The organism is Amycolatopsis dendrobii, assembly GCF_014145675.1.
Taxonomy (GTDB): Bacteria; Actinomycetota; Actinomycetes; order Mycobacteriales; family Pseudonocardiaceae; genus Amycolatopsis; species Amycolatopsis dendrobii.
The window spans coordinates 711,379-731,895 of record NZ_JACGZW010000003.1 but is presented as its reverse complement, the minus strand read 5'-3'; the positions used below and the strand labels follow the sequence as shown (position 1 = coordinate 731,895).

Sequence of the window (20,517 nt, the reverse complement as noted above, 5' to 3'; positions counted from 1 at the left end):
GTTCAGCCAGTCGGCGCTGGTTGTCCGCGCCGCCTCGGATGTTCACTGTGTACTCCGCGGGGAAAGGAGCGCATCCGTGTCCGGAGACCGTCCCGAATTGCGGCGCACCTTGTCAGTCTGGCAGGCCGTCGGGCTGTCCGTCGCGCTCATGGCACCCAGCATGGCCGCGAACATCAATCCACAGCAAACAGCCGCGGCCGCCGGACGCGCGGTGCCGCTGGCGTTCCTCCTTTCGGCGGCCGGAGTGCTGCTGGTCGCATACGGCTTCGTTCAGCTCTGCCGCCACTACCAGCACGCCGGCTCGGTCTACGCGTTCGTCGGCGCCACGCTCGGCCCGCGCGCGGGCGTGGTGTCCGGGATCGGCCTTCTCGGCACGTACACCTTCTACGCCGTGGTCACCAGTTCCGCCGCGGGCGTGCTCGGCACCGCGTTCCTCACACAGGTCGGGATCTGGCCGCATCCGCCGTCGTGGGGGCCGTTCGTGCTGACCGCGGTCGCGCTGATCGGCAGCTGGCTGCTCGCAGCCGCCCCGGCCCGCCGCGGCACCAGCACACTGCTCGCCGTCGAGGGCGCGACCATCGCGCTCATTCTGCTGGTCACCGTGGTCATCCTGGTCCGGCTGATCGCAGGCGACGCCCCGAGCGGCCGGTTCACGCTGCGGGTTTTCGTGCCGGACACCGGAATCTCCGGCATTTTCCTCGGCGCAGTGTTCGGTTTCCTATCGTTCGCCGGTTTCGAAGCCGCCGCGACGCTCGGCGAGGAAACCCGCGACCCGCGCCGCAACATCCCGCGCGCGATCCTCGGCACCGCCATCTTCGGCGGCGCCTACTTCGTCCTCGTGACCGCCGTAGAGATGATGGCCTTCGGCAGCGACGCCACCGCGTTCCACGATTCCCCTTCGCTGCTGGGCGACCTGGGCAGCCGCTTCGTCGGCCCGTGGGTCGGCGACGTCATCAGCGCGGGCGCCGCGATCAGCGCGTTCGGCTGCTGCCTAGCCTGCGTCGTCGGCGGCTCGCGCCTGCTGTTCGCCCTCGGCCGAGACGCCTTCGACGGCCGCGGCATCGGCCGGATCTCCGCCAAAGGCATCCCCGCCGTAGCCGTGACCGTGGTCGCGCTCGCGGCGGCGCTGATCATCCTGGTGTGTGCGGTGTTCTTCGGCGCGACCGCGGACGACACCTTCTCCTGGGCCGGATCCATCGGAACCTTGCTCCTGCTGGTGATCTACCTGCTCACCACCGTCGGCGCGATCCTGTTGCTGTTCGTGCGGCGGCGGATGCGCGTGCCGTGGTGGCATTTGGTCTTCCCGATCGGCGCGCTGGTGCTGCTCGGCTACACCGTGTACGTCAACGTCGTGCCGTACCCGGCCGAGGGCCCGCCGCGATGGTTCCCGGTGGTGGCTGGCGGGGTGCTGGTGCTGGCTGTCGTCGTGGTGGCCTCGGCGCCCGGATTCGCCCGTAGGGTGGGGGAGAGGCTCGCTGAAGGAGACGCATGACCGATCTGCTGGATTTCGTCGCGGACCTGCCGTTGGTCGACCATCACTGCCACGGCGTGCGTACCGGCGGCGTCGACCGCGACGGGTTCGAGCGGATGCTTACCGAGGCGGACACCGTGTCGCCGCTGGGGACGTCGTTGTTCGATTCGCTCATCGGCCTCGCCGTGCGCGAACGCTGTGCGCCGATCCTCGATCTGCCGAAGCACGCCCCGGCCGACGACTATCTCGCTCGCCGCGCTGAGCTGGGGTCGAGAGAGGTCAACCGGCGGTTCCTGCGCGGCACCGGCAGCACGGATTACTTGCTGGACGGCGGTTTCCTCCCGGAATCCCTCACCGCCACGACGGACTTCGCCGAACTGGCCGACGCCCGCGCGCACGACATCGTCCGGCTGGAACAGGTCGCCGAGGACGTCATCCGCGGCACCAGCGCCGCCGGTTTCGCCGAGGACTTCGCTGCCGAACTCGACCGGCGCACCGGGAACGCGGTGGGCGTCAAGTCGATCGCGGCGTACCGGGTCGGGCTGGAGTTGTCCGGGGAACGTCCGGTTCCCGGCGAGGTCGAAGCCGCCGCTGGACGCTGGCTCGCCGGGATCGAAGCGGGCGAACCGGTCCGGCTGGCCGACGAGGTGCTGCACCGCCACCTGGTCTGGGCGGGCATCGACCGGCGGCTGCCCGTGCAGTTCCACGTCGGCTACGGAGACTCCGACGTCGACCTCCACCGCTGCGATCCCTTGCGGCTCACCGGTTTGCTGCGCGCGACCCGCGACGCGGGCGTCCCGATCCTGCTGCTGCACAACTATCCGTTCCACCGCAACGCCGCCTACCTCGCGCAGGTCTTCGAGCACGTCTTCGTCGACGTAGGCCTCGCAACGCACAATGCGGGCTTCCGCGCCCCCGCGATCCTGGCCGAGACGCTGGAACTGGCGCCGTTCGGGAAACTGCTGTTCTCCACGGACGCGTTCGGCCTGGCCGAGCTCTATCACCTGGGCACCGCGCTGTTCCGGCAAGGACTGTCCGACTTCCTGCGCACCGCTCTCGCCGCCGACGCACTGTCCGAAGCGGACGCGCTCCGGCTGGCCCGGCTGGCCGGACACGAGAACGCCGCACGGATTTATCGGCTGGAGCGGAAATGAACGACCTGGTCGAGGCATGGCGGGCCGCGCTGGCCGGGGAACTGCCCGCCGCGGTAGAACTCCGGCACCGGATCCACGCCGACCCGCGGGCGTCCGGCGACGAGGACGACACCGCCCGGATCGTGGCCGCCGCGCTCGGCGAGGGCGAGCGGGTCGCGAAGACCGGGCGGCTGATCGAGATCGCCGCGCCGCACCCGGGGCCGGCCGTAGCCCTGCGCGCCGAACTGGACGCGCTCCCGGTCATAGAGCGCACCGGCGTCGAATGGGCCGCGAAGACCGGTCTGATGCACGCCTGCGGCCACGACGTCCACCTCGCCGCGCTGACCGCGGTCTGCCGGGCGGCGCGGCGGGTCGAACTCCCGCGCCCGTTGTACGCGATCTTGCAGCCGCGCGAGGAAACGTCGCCGTCCGGGGCGCTGGATCTGGTCGAATCGGGCATTCTGGAAGAGCGCGGCATCGACACGGTGATCGGCGCGCACGTCCAGCCGCGGCTGCCCTACGGCGTCGTTTCGGCCGCTCCTGGGCCGGTGAACGCGTCGACCGACGAGTTCGAGGTCGTATTGCACGGCCAGGGCGGGCACGCGGGGTATCCGCATCTCTTGCGCGACCCGGTGCTGGCGCTCAGCCAGCTAGTGGTGAGCCTGCAGCAGATCGCGAGCCGCCGGATCGACCCGATGCACGGCGCGGTCTGCACGGTCGGCCGGTTGAACGCGGGCACGGCGGCGAACGTCGTGCCGAACACGGCGTCCGCGTTCGGTTCGCTGCGGCTGATGCGCGCGAGCGACCGCGAACGTGCGCTGGAGGCTCTCGAGGACGTCGTGCACGCCACCGCCCGTGCCTACGGCTGCACGGCCGACCTCCGGATCAGCCCGTGCGAGCCCGTCCTGGTCAACGACCCGGCGCTGGCGGCTGCCGCGAGAACGTGGCTCGAACGCGGCGGCGCGGACGTCGACGTCGATTTCCGGTCTTTCGGCGCGGACGATTTCGCGCATTACTGCGGCGACGGCGTCCGCGGATTGATGCTTTTCGTCGGATTGGGCGAGACCGCGGGCTCGCCCAGCCTGCACGGCGAAACCTTCCTGCCCGAGGACGCCGCGGTCGGCCAGGTCGCGGACGCGCTGCTGGCCGGATACCTGGCCGCGGCCTCGGACCAGGAGTATCCGGAGACGGCCGTGACCGGGCTGTGACCGGGTCTTGACTAAGGGTTCCGCGGCACCGGGACCACGACCGGGGGCCGACGCGCTACGGTGGCCGCGTGTACTCCGCAGCATTCCTGGCCACGATCCCGAGCCCCGACCAAGGCGTCTGGCACCTGGGCCCGATCCCGATCCGGGCGTACGCGCTCTGCATCATCGCCGGCATCATCGTCGCGATCTGGTGGGGCGAGCGGCGCTGGGAGGCGCGGGGCGGCACCAAAGGCACAGTGCTCGACATCGCGGTGTTCGCGGTGCCGTTCGGCCTGGTCGGCGGCAGGCTCTACCACGTCGTCACCGACCCGGAGCTGTACTTCACCGAGGGCAAGAACCCCTGGAACGCCTTCGCCATCTGGGACGGCGGCCTCGGCATCTGGGGCGCGGTCGCGCTCGGCGCGGTCGGCGCGCTGATCGCCTGCCGCCGCCGGGGCATCCCGCTGCCCGCGATGGCCGACGCGATCGCGCCCGGCATCATCGTCGCGCAGGCGATCGGGCGGCTCGGCAACTACTTCAACCAGGAGCTGTACGGCGCGCACACCGACCTGCCCTGGGGCCTGGAGATCTACCAGCGCTTCAACCCGGAGACCGGGGCCCCGGACGCCCTCGGCGGCGTCGCGACCGGGCACATCCCGCTGCCGGAAAGCCCGGTGCACCCGACGTTCCTGTACGAGCTGATCTGGAACCTGCTCATCGCGCTGCTCGTGGTGTGGGCGGACCGCAAGTTCAAGCTCGGCCACGGCCGCGCGTTCGCGCTGTACGTCGCGGGCTACACCGTCGGGCGCTGCTGGATCGAGCTGATGCGCACCGACACCGCCAACCACATCCTCGGCCTGCGGGTCAACGTGTGGACCTCGATCCTGCTGTTCATCGGCGCGATGGCGTACTTCGTCGCCGCGGCCAAGCGCGGTCCGCGCGAGGCCCCGGAGACGTTGCGCAGCAAGGGAGACGAGCGGAACGCCGCCGTCGAGTCCACTTCGGACGATGCGGGGGAGAAGCCGGAACCGGACGAGAAGGCACCGGAGGACACTGTGGACGCGGGCTCCTCTCCGGGGGAGAACGGCAAGCCCGAGAAGTCCTGAGCACCGCAACGGAAACGAGGCCCTCGCCCGGATTGGGCGGGGGCCTCGTTTCGCGCGCGGACCTCCGCGGGAGCGGAGCGGGGGTCAGCTGAGGAACGAGCCGCCGAAGTAGTCGTCGTCATCGCCGGAGTCCTGGCGCCGGGCACGGCGGCCCGGCGACGGCGGCGGCTGCGGCGCGGACCGCTTCGGCCGGTCGCCTCGGTCCGCGAGGGGATTGGCGAAATCGTCCTCCGGCGGCGGTTCCGGCGCGCGGTGCCGCGGCGGAGCGGGAGGAGCGGGCGGTTCCTCCTTGGGCGGCTCCGGAGCGGGAGCCGGGGGCGGCGGCGTCCGGTCGGCGAGCGGATTGTCGTTCGAGTACTCGGGCGGCTCCGGCGCGGGCGGGGCCGGGGGCTGCGGACGGCCGCTGCTCGCCAGCGGGTCCGCGGCGGAGAACCCGGCGGGCTTGTCCGGCGTGTCCGGATAGGTCGAACGTCCGGTGCCGGACAACGGGTTCCCGGCGCCGCCGGTGCGCGCCTCGAGGATTTCCTCGGGGCTCTGGCCCTCCTGCAGTTCCTCGAGGATGTCTTTGGCCTCGCTGAGCTTCTCGTCGGCGAGCGCGCGGACCTCGGGGTCGGCGAACGCCCGGCCGGCGGCGACGTCCTCCCAGGAGAATTCGCCCGCTTCGACCTTCCGCTTGACCAGCCGCAGCTGAGCGGGCGCGTCCGGACGCGAGGCGGCGCGCTTGATCGCCTCGATCCGTTCCGGGGTGTCGGTTTTGGGCAGCGGACGGAGCTTGATCTTCTCCAGGTCCTTCAGCAGCTGCTGGGACTTGCGGACCGTCCGGTCGAGCGCGGCCTCGGCCTCCCGCAGCTCGGGCGTCTTCCACGAATCGTCCGCGGTGACGGGCTGGGACATCTCGGCAGTTCCTCCTTAGTCGATGCGGCCGTGGATCCGGCCGCTCGCCGAGCGCCGGGGCGAATGGGACGGCGGGTGGTTCGCGGGCGGGTGGTTCGGCTGGGACGGCGGGTGGTTCGGTTGCTGCGGCGGCTGGTGGTTCTGCTGGTTCTGCGGGGGCTGGTGCTGCGGACCGTCCGGTTGGGACCGCTGGTTCTGCCCCCGCTCGCCGTCACCTTGCGAACGGTCGCCTTCGTCGCCGGAGCGGCGGTTGCCGTTCTCGCCGGAATTACTGTCGCCGGACGTGCGGTCGCCCTCGTCGTCCCCGCCTTCGCGCGAGCGCCGGTTTTCCGCGTGCGCCTCGCGCGACTCGTGGACGCCGTCCTTGCCCGCCTGCACGGCGTCCTTGGCGTCCTGGCCGATGCCCTTGGCGTTGTCCTTGATGTCGCCGACGTCGCCGCCGATGTTCTTCGCGATGTCGACGAGATCGCCGATGCTGCCGACGTCCTTGATCTTCTGCAGCTGCGACCCGATGTCCTTGATCGAGTTCCAGATGTCCTGGACCTTCGTGATGATGTCCTGGATCATCTCGATGATCGAGATCAGGGCGTTGATCAGCGGCAGCAGTTCGCTGAACGCGGTGATCGCGTCGGCGATCCAGCCCGCGATCGGGACGCACGCCTCCGCGGCCATCACCAGCAGCCGGTCGATCAGGCTCTTCAGCAGGTCGAGCGCCTTGGCCGCGAGCTTCTTCGACGTGTCCGACAGGAGGTCGAAGCCCTTGGCGATCAGCGACGCGATCCCGGCCTCGGCCGCGAGCCCGGCCCGCCATCCGGCCTGCACGTAGGCCTTGTGCTCCAAGGAAGCCATGCCGTGCCAGGAATCGCTGACGGTCTTCTCGTTGGCGACCATCACCTCGGAGAACGCCTTCATCGCCTCGGAGATGTTGCGCCATGCCTCGGCGTCGGCCGACATCTTCGAGAAATCGCCGGTGAGCGGTTCGATGAACTGCTGGGTGAGCGTGGTGCCGGTGAACTTCTGGTACACCCACTCGACGGCCATCACCTCGACGCCGGCGTCCTTCACCAGCGCCTGGACGTCCTCGCCGGAGGTGTCTTCCGGCGGCTGCAGCAATTCGACGATCGAATCGCCGCGGTCGAAGTCGCCGGTGCCGCCGGGGACTCCGCCGGGCTCGCCGCCCGAACCCCCGGTGCCGCCCTCGCCGCCGTTGCCGCCGCCTTCGCCGCCTTCGCTGCCGGAACCGCCCTCGTCGCCGCCGGTGCCGCCTTCGCCGCCCCCGTCGCCGCCTTCGCTGCCGGAGCCGCCTTCGTCGCCGCCCCGGCCGCCGCCTTCGTCGCCGCCCTCGTTGCCGCGGTCACGGCCCCGGCCGTCGCCGCCTTCTTCGCCGCCGTCACGGCCATCCCGGCCGTCGCCGCCGTCCTGACCGTCTCGACCGTCTCGGCCATCCCGGCCGTCGCGACCATCCCGGCCGTCTCGGCCGTCTCGACCGTCTCGGCCATCCCGGCCGTTGCCGTTGTCGTCACCGGAGTTTCCGCCGGTGCCGCTCGGATGCGTCCGGTCGTCCCCGCCGGACGGACGGCGTCCGTCCGGGCCGGTGCCGGGGTGCTGATCGCCGCCCGGATGACGGGGCTGCTGGCCGCCCGGAGGCGGCTGGTTGCCGGGATGCGGCTGATTCCCGGGGTGCGGCTGGTTGCCGCCGGAATGGGACGGCGGATGCGTCGTCCCCGTTCCCCCGGAGTGGTGGCCGCCGCCGTGGCTGCCGCCATGGCCTCCGCCGTGCCGTGCCATGTCTGTTCCCCCTCGTCAGAGCCGTGTGGTGCGGATGCGCATCAGGCCGCGCCGCGGCCGGAGTCGATGCCGTCGAACTGGTCGATGAACTGCTGGAGCAACTGCGCGGAATTGGCGTCGTGGTGCGCGTAGGCCTGCGCCGCCTGCTTGACCCCGTCCGAAAGCGAGGTCAGCCGCGAGTGGCCGAAGTCGAGCGTTCCGCCGTAGAGGTTCGCGACCAGCTGCACCACCGGCTGCAGCACCACGAACAGGCCGGTGAACCCGGACGTGTCGCACGCGGTGGAGCGCATGTAGTCGTTGATCTTGCTGATCTTCTCGTGGAGGCTGTCGAGCACCTCGGCGTACTGGTTCATCGTCTCGACGTCGACTTCTATGCCGGACATGAAAGAAACCGCCCTCCCCGTGAGCTGTTGGTTGCCGAACACTATGGCAACCGACGATCACCGAGTGTGGGCGGTTCCCAGAAATTTGTGCGATTACCTGGGAGGATCGGGCGAAGGGGACGAAGCGGGCGCATCGACTTCGTCACGTGCCGGGTGCGCGCGGCGGCTCCGGGGCTTATGCTTCGCAGACCGAAGCATCTCAGAACCCATCCGGAACTATGTCGTTCCGCGCTGCCGGATCGTTACCGTTCTTCCCCGTTCGGGGAGCTCCGAGGCGCTGCTGGGGTGTTTCCCAGGTGTTAAAGTCGCGCTAACAAGCGGGCCATCGTCGTCCCGTGCGCTCCCCGCGGCCGGTTCGCCGGCCACCGCACGAAACGACGAAGGAGGTCCCTTTTCCATGATCTTCTCCGCCATCCCCGGCAAGCAGGGTCTGTACGACCCGGACACCGAGCAGGATTCCTGCGGCGTCGCCATGGTCGCCGACGTCCAGGGCCGCCGCACGCACGGCATCGTCACCGACGGTCTCGCCGCGCTCACGAATCTCGACCACCGCGGAGCCGCGGGAGCCGAGCCGACGAGCGGCGACGGCGCCGGGATCCTGCTTCAGCTGCCCGACGAGCTGCTGCGCGCCGAGGCGGGTTTCCCGTTGCCCGCGGGCGGCTCGTATGCCGCCGGGATCGCGTTCCTGCCCGCCGACGACGAGCAGCGCCGCAAGGCGATCGGGCTCACCGAGCGGATCGCGGCCGAAGAAGGGCTCGCCGTCCTTGGCTGGCGCGAGGTTCCGGTGGACACCGACGGCGCGGACATCGGCCCCACCGCGCGTTCGGTGATGCCGCATTTCGCGATGCTGTTCGTGTCGTCCCCGCACGGCGAAACCGGCCTCGAACTGGACCGGCTGGCTTTCTGCCTGCGCAAGCGCGTCGAGCACGAGAGCCTCGCGTCCGGCTGCGGCACGTACTTCCCGTCGCTGTCCGCGCGCACGATCGTCTACAAAGGCATGCTCACGCCCGAGCAGCTGCCCCGGTTCTTCCCCGATCTCCGCGATTCCCGGCTCACCAGCGCGATCGCGCTCGTGCACTCCCGGTTCTCCACCAACACTTTCCCGTCGTGGCCGCTCGCGCACCCGTTCCGGTTCGTGGCGCACAACGGCGAGATCAACACGATCCGCGGCAACCGCAACCGCATGCGCGCCCGCGAGGCGCTGCTCGAATCCGATCTGCTCCCCGGCGATCTTTCGCGGCTGTACCCGATCTGCTCGGCCGACGCGTCGGACTCGGCGTCCTTCGACGAGGTGCTGGAGCTGCTCCACCTCGCGGGCCGCTCGCTGCCGCACGCGGTGCTGATGATGATCCCGGAGGCGTGGGAGAACCACACTTCGATGGATCCGGAACGGCGCGCTTTCTACCAGTTCCACGCCAGTCTGATGGAGCCGTGGGACGGTCCGGCGTGCGTCACCTTCACCGACGGCACGCTCGTCGGCGCGGTGCTCGACCGCAACGGACTGCGCCCGGCGCGCTGGTGGCGCACCGCCGACGACCGCGTCGTGCTGGCCAGCGAGGCCGGAGTCCTTGACGTGGCACCGGAAAACGTCGTCGCGAAGGGACGGCTGCAGCCCGGCCGGATGTTCCTCGTGGACACCGCCGCGGGCCGGATCGTGGACGACGAAGAGGTCAAGTCCGCGCTGGCGCGCAAGCAGCAGTACAGCGACTGGCTGCACGCCGGCCTGCTGAAGATCGCCGAGCTGCCCGACCGCGACCACGTGGTGCAGAGTCACGATTCGGTGCTGCGCCGCCAGCTCGCTTTCGGCTACACCGAAGAAGAACTGAAGATCCTGCTCGCGCCGATGGCCGCCAACGGGGCCGAGCCGATCGGATCGATGGGATCGGACACCCCGGTCGCGGTGCTCTCCAAGCGGTCGCGGCTGCTCTACGACTATTTCAAGCAGAACTTCGCGCAGGTGACCAACCCGCCGCTGGACGCGATCCGCGAAGAGCTGGTCACGTCGATGAGCCGGATCATGGGGCCGGAGCGCAATCTGCTCGCGCCCGGGCCCGCCTCCTGCCGGCACCTGAACCTGCCGTACCCGGTGATCGACAACGACGAGCTGGCCAAGCTCATCCACATCAACGACGACGGCGACCTGCCCGGTTTCGCCTGCAGCGTCCTTTCCGGACTGTACGAAGCGGACGGCGGGGCGGACGCGCTCGCGGCGGCGATCGAGCGGGTGCGGCGCGACGCGTCCGAGGCGATCGCGGCGGGTGCGCGCACACTCGTGCTGTCCGACCGCGATTCCGACCACCGGATGGCGCCGATCCCGTCGCTGCTGCTGGTTTCCGCGGTGCACCACCATCTCGTGCGCACCAAGGAACGGCTGCGCGTCGCGCTTGTCGTGGAGACCGGCGACGCCCGCGAGGTGCACCACATCGCGCTGCTGCTGGGCTACGGCGCGGCGGCGGTGAACCCGTACCTCGCCTTCGAAACCATCGAAGACATGATCAGCCAGGGCGCGATCACCGGCATCGAGCCGGCGAAGGCGGTCCGCAGCTACGTGCAGGCGCTCGTCAAGGGCGTCCTGAAGATCATGTCCAAAATGGGCATTTCGACGGTCGGCGCGTACACCGCGGCGCAGGTGTTCGAATCCCTTGGCCTGAGCCAGGAACTGCTCGACGAGTACTTCACCGGAACGTCGTCGAAGCTCGGCGGCGTCGGGCTGGACGTGCTCGCCGAAGAGGTCGCGGTGCGGCACCGCCGGGCGTACCCGGACAACCCGACCGACCGGGTCCACCGCGGACTCGAGACCGGCGGCGAGTACGCGTACCGCCGCGAGGGCGAACTGCACCTGTTCACGCCGGAGACGGTGTTCCTGCTGCAGCACGCGTCGAAGACCGGGCGCGACGAGGTGTACCGCAAGTACACCGAAGAGGTGCACCGGCTCTACCGCGAGGGCGGCACGCTGCGCGGGCTGTTCAAGTTCCGCGACGGCGCGCGCGAGCCGATCCCGCTGGACGAGGTCGAGCCCGCGTCGGCGATCCTGCGCCGGTTCAACACCGGGGCGATGTCGTACGGCTCGATTTCGGCCGAGGCACACGAAACCCTCGCCATCGCGATGAACCGCATCGGCGGCCGGTCGAACACCGGCGAGGGCGGCGAGGACCCGGAGCGGCTGTACGACCCGCAGCGGCGCAGTGCGATCAAGCAGGTCGCGTCAGGCCGGTTCGGCGTCACGAGCGAGTACCTCGTCAACGCCGACGACATCCAGATCAAGATGGCGCAGGGCGCGAAGCCGGGCGAAGGCGGGCAGCTGCCGCCGAACAAGGTGTACCCGTGGATCGCCCGCACGCGGCATTCGACGCCGGGCGTCGGGCTGATTTCCCCGCCGCCGCACCACGACATTTACTCCATTGAGGACCTGGCGCAGCTGATCCACGACCTCAAGAACGCCAACGAGCAGGCCCGCATCCACGTGAAGCTGGTGTCCTCGCTGGGGGTCGGCACGGTCGCGGCGGGCGTGTCCAAGGCGCACGCGGACGTCGTGCTGATCTCCGGGCACGACGGCGGAACCGGCGCGTCGCCGATGAACTCGCTCAAGCACGCGGGCACGCCGTGGGAGATCGGGCTCGCCGAAACGCAGCAGACGTTGCTGCTCAACGGTTTGCGCGACCGGATCACGGTGCAGGTGGACGGTGCGATGAAGACCGGCCGCGACGTCGTGATCGCCGCGCTGCTCGGCGCCGAGGAGTACGGCTTCGCGACCGCGCCGCTCGTCGTGGCGGGCTGCATCATGATGCGCGTGTGTCACCTCGACACGTGTCCGGTCGGCGTCGCCACGCAGAGCCCGGAGCTGCGCAAGCGCTACACCGGGCAGGCCGACCACGTGGTGCGGTACTTCGAGTTCGTCGCCGAGGAAGTGCGGGAAACCCTGGCACAGCTGGGATTCCGGACTCTCGACGAGGCGATCGGGCACGCCGAGATGCTCGACACCGACGAGGCCGTGCAGCACTGGAAGGCCTCCGGGCTCGACCTCGGCCCGGTCTTCGAGATGCCCGCGGAGACGCCGTACGGCGGCGCGAAGCGGCGCGTGCGCGAGCAGGACCACGGCTTGGCGCACGCTCTGGACCGCACGCTCATCCAGCTCGCCGAGGCGGCGCTGGAGGACGCGCATCCGGTGCGCCTGGAACTGCCGGTGCGCAACGTGAACCGCACTGTCGGCACGCTGCTGGGCTCGGAGATCACCCGCCGCTACGGCGGCGAGGGCCTGCCGGACGGCACGATCCACGTGCTGCTCACCGGTTCGGCCGGGCAGTCGCTCGGCGCGTTCCTGCCGCGCGGCATCACGCTGGAAATGGTCGGCGACGCGAACGACTACGTCGGCAAGGGCCTGTCCGGCGGCCGGATCGTGGTCCGCCCGCATCCGGACGCGAGCTTCGCCGCGGAACAGCAGACGATCGCGGGCAACACGCTGGCCTACGGCGCGACTTCCGGCGAGCTGTTCCTGCGCGGCCAGGTCGGCGAGCGGTTCTGCGTCCGCAACTCCGGCGCGACGGTCGTGGCCGAGGGCGTGGGCGACCACGCGTTCGAGTACATGACCGGCGGCCGCGCGGTGGTGCTCGGCCCGACCGGGCGGAACCTGGCGGCCGGGATGTCCGGCGGCAGCGCGTACGTGCTCGACCTCGACCGCGCGAAGGTCAACCAGGACATGGTGGACCTGCTTCCGCCGGACCCGGAGGACCTGGCCTGGCTCAAGCAGATCGTGCAGCAGCACCACGACCTCACCCGCTCGGCCGTGGCCGCGTCGCTCCTGGGCGACTGGACCCGGCGCTCGGCGGCGTTCACCAAGGTGATGCCGCGCGACTACCAGCGGGTTCTCGATGCGGCGAAGGCGGCGCGTGCAGCCGGCCGAGACGTCGACGAAGCGATCATGGAGGCGGCTCGTGGCTGACCCCACCGGTTTTCTCAAGCACGAACGGCAAGAACCGAAGAAGAAGTCCTACGAGGAACGGCTTTCCTCGTGGGGCGAGGTCTACGCCGACGTTCCGGCGGACGAGCGCAACGAGCAGGTGCGCACGCAGGCGTCGCGGTGCATGGACTGCGGCATCCCGTTCTGCCACTCCGGCGGTTCCGGCTGTCCGCTGGGCAATCTGATCCCGGAATGGAACGACCTCGTCCGCCGCGGCGACTGGGCGGCGGCCAGCGATCGCTTGCACGCCACCAACAATTTCCCGGAATTCACCGGGAAGCTGTGCCCCGCGCCGTGCGAGGCGGGCTGCGTGCTGTCGATCTCGCCGCTGTCCGGCGGGCCGGTGGCGATCAAGCGCGTCGAGGAGACGATCGCGGCGCAGTCGTGGGAAGCCGGATACGTGCAGCCGCAGCCTGCCGAGGTGTCCTCGGGCCGCAAGGTGGCCGTCGTCGGCTCCGGTCCGGCCGGGCTCGCCGCGGCGCAGCAGCTGACCCGCGCGGGCCACGAGGTCACCGTCTTCGAACGGGACGACCGGCTCGGCGGCCTGCTGCGGTACGGCATTCCCGAGTTCAAGATGGAGAAGAAGGTCCTCGACCGGCGGCTCGCGCAACTGCGCAAGGAGGGCACGAAGTTCGTCACCGGCTGCGAGGTCGGCGTCGACCTGTCGGTGGAAGACCTGCGCGCGCAGTACGACGCGGTCGTGCTCGCCGTGGGCGCGCTGCGCGGCCGGGACGACCGCGCCACGCCGGGCCGATCGCTGCAGGGCATCCACCTGGCGATGGAACACCTGGTGCCCGCCAACAAGTTCGTGGAGGGCGACGGCCCGTCCCCGGTCGACGCGAACGGCAAGCACGTCGTGATCATCGGCGGCGGCGACACCGGCGCGGACTCCTACGGCACCGCGACTCGCCAAGGCGCGCTGTCGGTCACCCAGCTCGACCAGTACCCCACGCCGCCGGAAGTCCGCGACGACGAGCGCTCGCCGTGGCCGACCTGGCCGTACATCCTGCGCACCTACCCGGCGCACGAGGAGGCGGGCGAGCGGAAGTTCGCGGTGGCGGTCAAGCGGTTCGTCGACGACGGCGACGGGCACGTCAAGGCCGTGGAACTGCAGGAAGTCCGCGTGCAGAAGGACCCGGAAACCGGCCGCCGCGAGGTCATCCCGGTCAACGAGAAGGTCGAAACGCTGCCCGCGGACCTGGTCCTGCTGGCGATCGGCTTCGAAGGCGTCGAGGAAATGCCGCTGCTGGAAGGCCTGGACCTGACCCTGACCCGCCGCGGCACCCTGTCGTGCGGGGCGGACTGGCAGACGGAAACCCCCGGGGTCTTCGTCTGCGGCGACGCCCACCGCGGCGCGTCGCTGGTCGTGTGGGCCATCGCGGAGGGCCGCTCGGTGGCGGCTGCGGTGGACACGTTCCTGACCGGTGCCTCGGACCTTCCGGCTCCCGTGCACCCGACCGCGTTGCCGCTCGCGGTGGTGTGATGTGATTCCCCCTGGCTCGGGCCCCGGCGCAACGGCGCGCCGGGGCCCGTTTCTTTAAGCTGGGTTCTGTGCGGATCGGCGAATTAGCCCGGAAGACCGGGGTCAGCGCCCGCTCGCTGCGGTACTACGAACAGCAGGGCCTGGTGCGCAGCACGCGGTCCGCGGGCGGGCAGCGGCAGTACCTGGCGACCGAGGTCGAGCGGGTCGAACTCGTCCGCCGGTTGTTCGGCGCGGGCTTGCCCAGCAAGGTGATCGCCCGGCTGCTGCCCTGTGTGCACAGCGACGACGCGGCCGTCATCGAAGACGCTTTCACCACCATGGTGGGGGAGCGGGACCGGCTGACCGCCGACATCGCCCGGCTCGCCGATGCCCGCGACGCACTGGACGTGCTGATCGAGGCGAACACCCGATACCGGCAGGGCGAAGGCGTCTCGTGCTAGATGCTGATGACTAGCTTGCCCGACGCGTGCCGGGACTCGACGAGCGCCAACGCTTCCTGCGCCCGCGCGAGCGGATAAGTCCCGGTGATGTGCGGATCGAGCCGCCGCTGGGCCATCAACTCGGCGACCCGCTCCAGGCTCGCCCGGTCGAGGCGACGACGGACGAACTCGCCGCCGAGTTCGGTCACCGACGGATCCCCGGCGGCGACGAGCTTCTTCCCCAACGACGCGACGTCGCGCAAAGACTGACCGCCGACGGTGTCGACCACGGCGTCGAAACTGCCCACGACGCTGCCTGCCGTGTAGTCGACGAACGCCGCGCCGTACTTCGTCGCGAGTTCCCGCTTGGCCGCGCTGCCCGTACCGGTCACGACGAGCCCCCGGTCCCGCGCGAGCTGGGCCACCGCGATGCCGACCCCGCCGCCGATTCCGTTCACCAGCAGCGACGCGCCCTTCGGCAGGTCGAGCTGGTCGAGCACGTCCAGCGCCGTGGTGCCCGCGACGGGGATGGTCGCCGCCCAGGTCCACGGCAGGGAATCCGGAATGCGCGCGGTGGATTCGCCGAGCAGCAGGGTCGTTTCCGCGTACGTGCCCGCCCCGGTCAACGCGAACCCGGTGACCCGGTCGCCGACTTCCAGCCCGGTCGCGTCCTCGCCCACGGCGAGCACCGTCCCCGCCGCCTCCATCCCGATGACCTGGGGAAACGGCAGATGCCCGTTCAAATCGGGGACATGGCCGGACCGCAGCAGATGATCGAGCGGATTCACCCCCGCGGCCGCGACCCGGACCAGAACCTCAGCGGGACCGGGTGCCGGGTCCGGCCGGTCGAAGTACTCCTGGACGTCGGCCGCGCCGAACGCCCGGTATCCCAAGACAGTGCTCATCCGCTGATTCCCTCCTGTGGCCCGGTCGGATCGGGACCGACGCTATTTCCTGACACCGGTGTCAACTTCCATCCACTGTGACCGGGCCGACACGGTTCGTGGGAAGCTGAACCGCGTCGGAGGGGGACGCCCAGGTGGACGAGCGGATCACGAACCAGGTCCTGGGTCCGGTCACGGGCAAGGTCGTGCAGGTGGGCCACGCGGACTCGGTCGTCGTCCACTCGGTTCCGCCCGCCCGGTCCCGCTACCGGCAATGGGTGCGCCAGGTGGCCCCGGACCAGCTCATCGGCCGCGAGCCGGAACTGGCTGAACTGGGCCGGTTCTGCACCGCCCCGGACGGGCCGGATTACGTGTGGTGGCGCGCGGCTCCCTGGACTGGCAAGTCGGCCCTGATGGCCTCGTTCGTGCTCTCGCCGCCCGACGGAGTGCGCGTGGTGTCGTTCTTCGTCACCGCACGTTCGCTCGGCGACGACACCCGAGAGACGTTCGTGGACGTCGTCCAAGAGCAACTGGCGGAGATCCTGGGGGCGGCAAAGGATCCCGAAGCCCGGAACCTCAACGCGGTCTTCGCTGAAGCCGCCGAACACTGCCGAGCCCGCGGCGAGCGCTTGGTGCTGGTAGTGGACGGCCTGGACGAGGACCGCGGCGCCCGCTCCGGCGGCCACAGCATCGCCGCGCTGCTGCCGTTCCCCGAAAACGGCCTCCGCGTGATCGTCGCGAGCCGCCTCAATCCCGACGTCCCGCCGGATGTGCGCGGTGATCATCCCTTGCGGGCTCCCGGCATCGAGCGCTCCCTCGCACCTTCACCCGCGGCTGTCGCGGCGAAGGCCGACATGGAACGCGAACTCGATGCACTGCTCCAGGACCAAAAAGACCTGCTGGGCTTCCTGGTCGCGGCCCGCGGCGGGCTCAGCAGCGACGACCTGGCGCAGTTGACTCGGCAACGCCCCCGCGACGTCGAGCGGGTCCTGAACAGCGTGGCCAGCCGGTCGTTCACCCGGCGCCCAGCGCATTGGCGGCCACGCGAAGCCCCGGCGGTTTTCCTGCTGGGCCACGAGAATCTGCAACGGGAGGCGGTCGAAGCCTTCGGCGACGAACTGTCCCGTTACCGCGAGGCGATCGACGAATGGGCCGCCGGATACCGCTCGGCGGGCTGGCCGCCGGACACTCCCCAATTCCTGCTGCGCGGCTACTTCCGGCTCGTCCAGGAAGCCGGAAACGTGGCCGCGCTGGTCGACCTTGCCGGAGACCCGGCGAGGCACGAACGCCTGCTGGACGTCTCCGGCGGCGATCTGGCCGCGATGGGCGAGCTGGAGGCGGCCCGCGCGGCATTGCTCGCCTCCGCCGAACCCGACCTCCTCCGGCTGATCACACTCGACACGTACCGGGACAATTTCCGCGACCGCAACAAGATCACGCCGGTCCGCTTGCCCGCGGTATGGGCCGCCCTGGGGCAGTTCGACCACGCCGTGGCGCTGGCGCAGTCCATGACCGATCCCGGGTCGCGCTCGCGTGCCCTGCTCACGCTGGCCGGAGAGCTGGTCCGCGCCGGACAGTCCGACCGAGCCGAGCGACTGGCCGACGACGAGCACGACCCGGATCTGCGCGACGCCTTGCTCGGCGAAACCGCCGTGGCGTCGGTGCGTCGCGGGGACCATGCGGCTGCCGCGCGGATCGTCGACCGGGTCAGCGCGGATCAACGCCGGCGGATCGCTGCCGTCGCCGAATCGGACGTTTCCAGGGCCGGACAGCTGGCCAGGGAGATTTCCCGGGAAGACCTCCGGGACCGGACGCTCGTCGAACTGGCGGTGCTGGCTGTCGACGACTTGGCCGCGGCCGTCGAACTGGCCGGTGCCGTGACTCGCGACCTGAGCCGGGACGCGACGTTCGCGGAGATAGCGCAGCGGCTCGCCCAGCGGGGCGAAACCGAGCGGGCGCGCGCCTTCGCGCAGGAGCACTGCGCGTCCGGAGTGGTGCTCCGCCTCGACCTCGCCGCTGAATTGGCGGCGGCGGACAACCCGGCAGGTGTCGCCGCGAGATTCGGCGATATCGACCGCGAGCACAGTTTCGTGCCTGTCCTGGTCGATTTTCTGGCCGCGACGGGCAAGCGGGCGGACATTCCCGCGGTGCTCGACTCGATGACCAACCCCTACGCACGGCGCGAGGCGGTGAACCGGTTCGTTCCGGCGCTTGTCGCCGCGGGCGAGGCGGACCAGGCCTTCCGCTGGACCGCCCGCTACCCCTCCGCCCACCGGTCCGCCCTCGAACTGCAAAGCGACGCGGACCGGTTCGTGCTCCTGGCGGACGCTCTGCTGGCAGCGGGGGATCGCACCCGCGCGCGCCAGGCGGCGGAGCGGGCGGAATCGGTGACTCGCCGTCCGGTGGGCGATCCGCGCGCGGCGGCGGCGATCGACGCGCTGAGCAAAACCGTTGTCGAGGCAGGGGACGTCCGCCGGGCCGAACTGCTCGCCCCGCTGGTGCGCTCGGAATGGCAGGGGCTGACCGAGATCAAGTCGCTGGCGTGCCTTCTCGCCGAAAAGGGAGATCCGCGGATCGCCGAGAAACTGATCCGCGGTGTCGAATTCTGGTCGCCGATGCGAGAACCCGTGGCTCTGCTGGCCCGCAGGCTCCGGGCCGAGGGCGACCACGCCGGGCTGGCCCGGCTCACGGAGTACGTCCGGGGCAGGGTGAAGGAGGTGTTCTCGGATCAGGAGTCCTCCTGGAGCACCTGGCACGCGGCCATCGCGATGCTGGCCGCTGTGGGCGAAACCGCCGAGATCGTCGAACTCGTGGCAGCCGCTCCGGACGAGGCCAACGTCGGCTTGGCGATCGAGGACGCGATGGAGGATCTGGCAGCGCGAGGGGAGGCCGCCGCGGCCCTCGAGCTGTGCGGATACCTGAACGAGGGGGTCCGGGCGCATGCCCGGCGAGTCCTGGTCCGCGGTCTGGCCGCGGCCGGGCATGTCGGCCAGGCCGAAGCCGTCCTCGAGCGCGTCGAAGCCGCTCAGGAACGGGAGCGGCTCACCCTGGCGTTCCTGCCGGAACTGGCCAAGCACGACCTGCCCCGCGCGCTCGCGCAAGCCCGGCTCGTCGAATCCGCCGACGACCGCGCCCGGCTCCTGGTCGAGATCTCCGCCGCCGCCCCGCCGGACGAGCGCCGCCGGATCCTCGCCGAGGCGGTCAGCCTCGACCACTGGTCCGTCATCGTCCCAGCCCTTGATACGGACGAACTCGCAGGTCTTCTCGACGTGGCCGACCGATTCGGCGCTCTCTACCGGCAAGACGCCCCGGACGCGTGACCCTCGCCGCCCACCGGCCCGGTCACAGCGGGCAGACCCTATCCTGAGACGCGTGAACTGGACAGTCGACGTTCCCGTAGACACTCTTCCCGAGCTGCCGCCGTTGCCTCCTGAGCTGCGGGACCGCCTCGACACCGCCTTGTCGCTGCCCGCCGCGCAGCAGCCGGAGTGGCCGGACGCCGCGCTCGCCAAGCGGGTGCGGGGCGTGCTGGAGAGCGTGCCGCCGATCACCGTGCCCGCCGAGATCGACCGGTTGAAGAGCCGGCTCGCCATGGTGGCCCGCGGAGAAGCCTTCCTGCTGCAGGGCGGCGACTGCGCGGAGACGTTCGAGTCCAACACCGAACCGCACATCCGGGCGAATCTGCGCACGCTGCTGCAGATGGCCGTCGTGCTCACCTACGGGGCCAGCCTGCCGGTGGTGAAGGTCGGCCGGATCGCGGGCCAGTACGCGAAACCACGCTCGTCCGGCACCGACGCGCTCGGGCTGCCGGTCTACCGCGGCGACATCATCAACTCGCTCGTCGCCAAGCCGGAGCTGCGGGTGCCGGACCCGGGCCGGATGATCCGCGCCTACGCGAACGCGGGCGCGGCGATGAACCTGGTCCGCGCGCTCACCGGGGCCGGCATGGCCGACCTGCACCAGGTGCACGACTGGAACAAGGACTTCGTGTCCTCGTCGCCCGCGGGGGAGCGGTACGAGGCGCTCGCCGCCGAGATCGACCGCGGCCTGCGGTTCATGAACGCCTGCGGCGTCACCGACACCTCCCTGCAGTACACCGAGATCTTCGCCAGCCACGAGGCGCTGCTGCTCGACTACGAGCGGGCGATGCTGCGGCTGGACCAGGCCGACGCGGCGAACCCGAAGCTGTACAACCTGTCCTCGCACTTCCTGTGGATCGGCGAGCGCACCCGGCAGCTCGACGGCGCGCACATCGCGTTCGCCGAACTGCTGTCGAACCCGATCGGGCTCAAGATCGGCCCGACGACCACGCCCGAGCAGGCACTGGAGTACGTCGAGCGGCTCGACCCGCGCAACGAACCGGGCAGGCTCACGCTGATCTCCCGGATGGGCAACGGCAAGGTCCGCGAGGTGCTGCCCGCGATCGTGGAGAAGGTCGAATCGTCCGGGCACAAGGTCATCTGGCAGTGCGACCCGATGCACGGCAACACGCACGAATCGTCCACCGGCTACAAGACCCGGCACTTCGACCGCATCGTCGACGAGGTCCAGGGCTTCTTCGAGGTGCACCGCAAGCTCGGCACCTATCCCGGCGGCATCCACGTCGAGCTGACCGGCGAGGACGTCACCGAATGCCTCGGCGGGGCACAGGAAATCTCCGACGTCGACCTCTCCGGCCGCTACGAGACCGCCTGCGACCCCCGGCTCAACACCCAGCAGTCGCTGGAGCTGGCCTTCCTGGTCGCGGAGATGCTGCGCGGCTGACCTTCCGACCGAGAGTGCTGATCCCGGTTGGAGCGGACACCGGGCTGG

The 20,517-nt window shown here is 70.5% G+C and carries 13 protein-coding genes; 9 read left to right on the top strand and 4 right to left on the bottom strand.

What is annotated here, in order from left to right:
- Positions 1 to 76 precede the first annotated feature (76 nt).
- From H4281_RS11720 to lgt, 4 genes are all read left to right on the top strand, one after another.
- Positions 77 to 1,492, top strand: a complete 1,416-nt coding sequence (locus H4281_RS11720) for an APC family permease (protein ID WP_182890879.1) — start codon at positions 77 to 79, stop codon at positions 1,490 to 1,492.
- Positions 1,489 to 2,625 (top strand): amidohydrolase family protein, encoded by a 1,137-nt coding sequence (locus H4281_RS11715; RefSeq protein ID WP_182890878.1) that lies wholly within the window; start codon positions 1,489 to 1,491, stop codon positions 2,623 to 2,625. Before H4281_RS11720 ends, H4281_RS11715 begins: the two co-directional genes overlap by 4 nt.
- A complete protein-coding gene (locus H4281_RS11710; protein WP_182890877.1) occupies positions 2,622 to 3,812 on the top strand; it encodes a M20 metallopeptidase family protein in 1,191 nt (396 codons plus the stop codon). The genes H4281_RS11715 and H4281_RS11710 overlap by 4 nt, the downstream gene beginning before the upstream one ends.
- Before the next feature lie 68 nt (positions 3,813 to 3,880).
- Positions 3,881 to 4,897, top strand: coding sequence for a prolipoprotein diacylglyceryl transferase (gene lgt, locus H4281_RS11705; protein ID WP_182890876.1), 1,017 nt, complete (start codon positions 3,881 to 3,883; stop codon positions 4,895 to 4,897).
- Between the two features lie 84 nt (positions 4,898 to 4,981).
- Here the strand turns inward: lgt and H4281_RS11700 are convergent, their stop codons facing one another.
- The 3 genes from H4281_RS11700 to H4281_RS11690 are packed head-to-tail and all read right to left on the bottom strand — an operon-like array spanning position 4,982 to position 7,962.
- On the bottom strand, positions 4,982 to 5,791 hold the full coding sequence (locus H4281_RS11700; protein ID WP_182890875.1) for a hypothetical protein: 810 nt from the start codon (positions 5,789 to 5,791) through the stop codon (positions 4,982 to 4,984).
- Between the two features lie 15 nt (positions 5,792 to 5,806).
- Complete coding sequence (locus tag H4281_RS11695; protein WP_182890874.1) at positions 5,807 to 7,579, bottom strand: hypothetical protein; 1,773 nt, start codon at positions 7,577 to 7,579, stop codon at positions 5,807 to 5,809.
- 41 nt (positions 7,580 to 7,620) lie between these two features.
- Complete coding sequence (locus H4281_RS11690) at positions 7,621 to 7,962, bottom strand: hypothetical protein (RefSeq protein ID WP_037809678.1); 342 nt, start codon at positions 7,960 to 7,962, stop codon at positions 7,621 to 7,623.
- 397 nt (positions 7,963 to 8,359) lie between these two features.
- Between H4281_RS11690 and gltB the strand changes: the two genes are divergently transcribed.
- The 3 genes from gltB to H4281_RS11675 all read left to right on the top strand — a co-directional run bounded on the left by gltB (position 8,360) and on the right by H4281_RS11675 (position 14,842).
- Complete coding sequence (gene gltB, locus H4281_RS11685) at positions 8,360 to 12,901, top strand: glutamate synthase large subunit (protein ID WP_182890872.1); 4,542 nt, start codon at positions 8,360 to 8,362, stop codon at positions 12,899 to 12,901.
- Complete coding sequence (locus tag H4281_RS11680; protein WP_182890871.1) at positions 12,894 to 14,402, top strand: glutamate synthase subunit beta; 1,509 nt, start codon at positions 12,894 to 12,896, stop codon at positions 14,400 to 14,402. Before gltB ends, H4281_RS11680 begins: the two co-directional genes overlap by 8 nt.
- Positions 14,403 to 14,470: 68 nt before the next feature.
- A complete protein-coding gene (locus tag H4281_RS11675) occupies positions 14,471 to 14,842 on the top strand; it encodes a MerR family transcriptional regulator (protein WP_182890870.1) in 372 nt (123 codons plus the stop codon).
- Here the strand turns inward: H4281_RS11675 and H4281_RS11670 are convergent.
- Positions 14,839 to 15,726, bottom strand: a complete 888-nt coding sequence (locus tag H4281_RS11670) for an NADP-dependent oxidoreductase (protein ID WP_182890869.1) — start codon at positions 15,724 to 15,726, stop codon at positions 14,839 to 14,841. The genes H4281_RS11675 and H4281_RS11670 overlap by 4 nt on opposite strands.
- A 134-nt stretch (positions 15,727 to 15,860) precedes the next feature.
- Here H4281_RS11670 and H4281_RS11665 point away from each other — a divergent pair, with 134 nt between their 5' ends.
- Both H4281_RS11665 and H4281_RS11660 read left to right on the top strand, forming a co-directional pair.
- Entirely contained in the window at positions 15,861 to 19,025 is a 3,165-nt protein-coding gene (locus H4281_RS11665; protein WP_182890868.1) for a P-loop NTPase family protein, read from the top strand.
- Between the two features lie 52 nt (positions 19,026 to 19,077).
- A complete protein-coding gene (locus H4281_RS11660) occupies positions 19,078 to 20,469 on the top strand; it encodes a class II 3-deoxy-7-phosphoheptulonate synthase (protein WP_182890867.1) in 1,392 nt (463 codons plus the stop codon).
- The last annotated feature ends 48 nt before the right edge of the window (positions 20,470 to 20,517 follow it).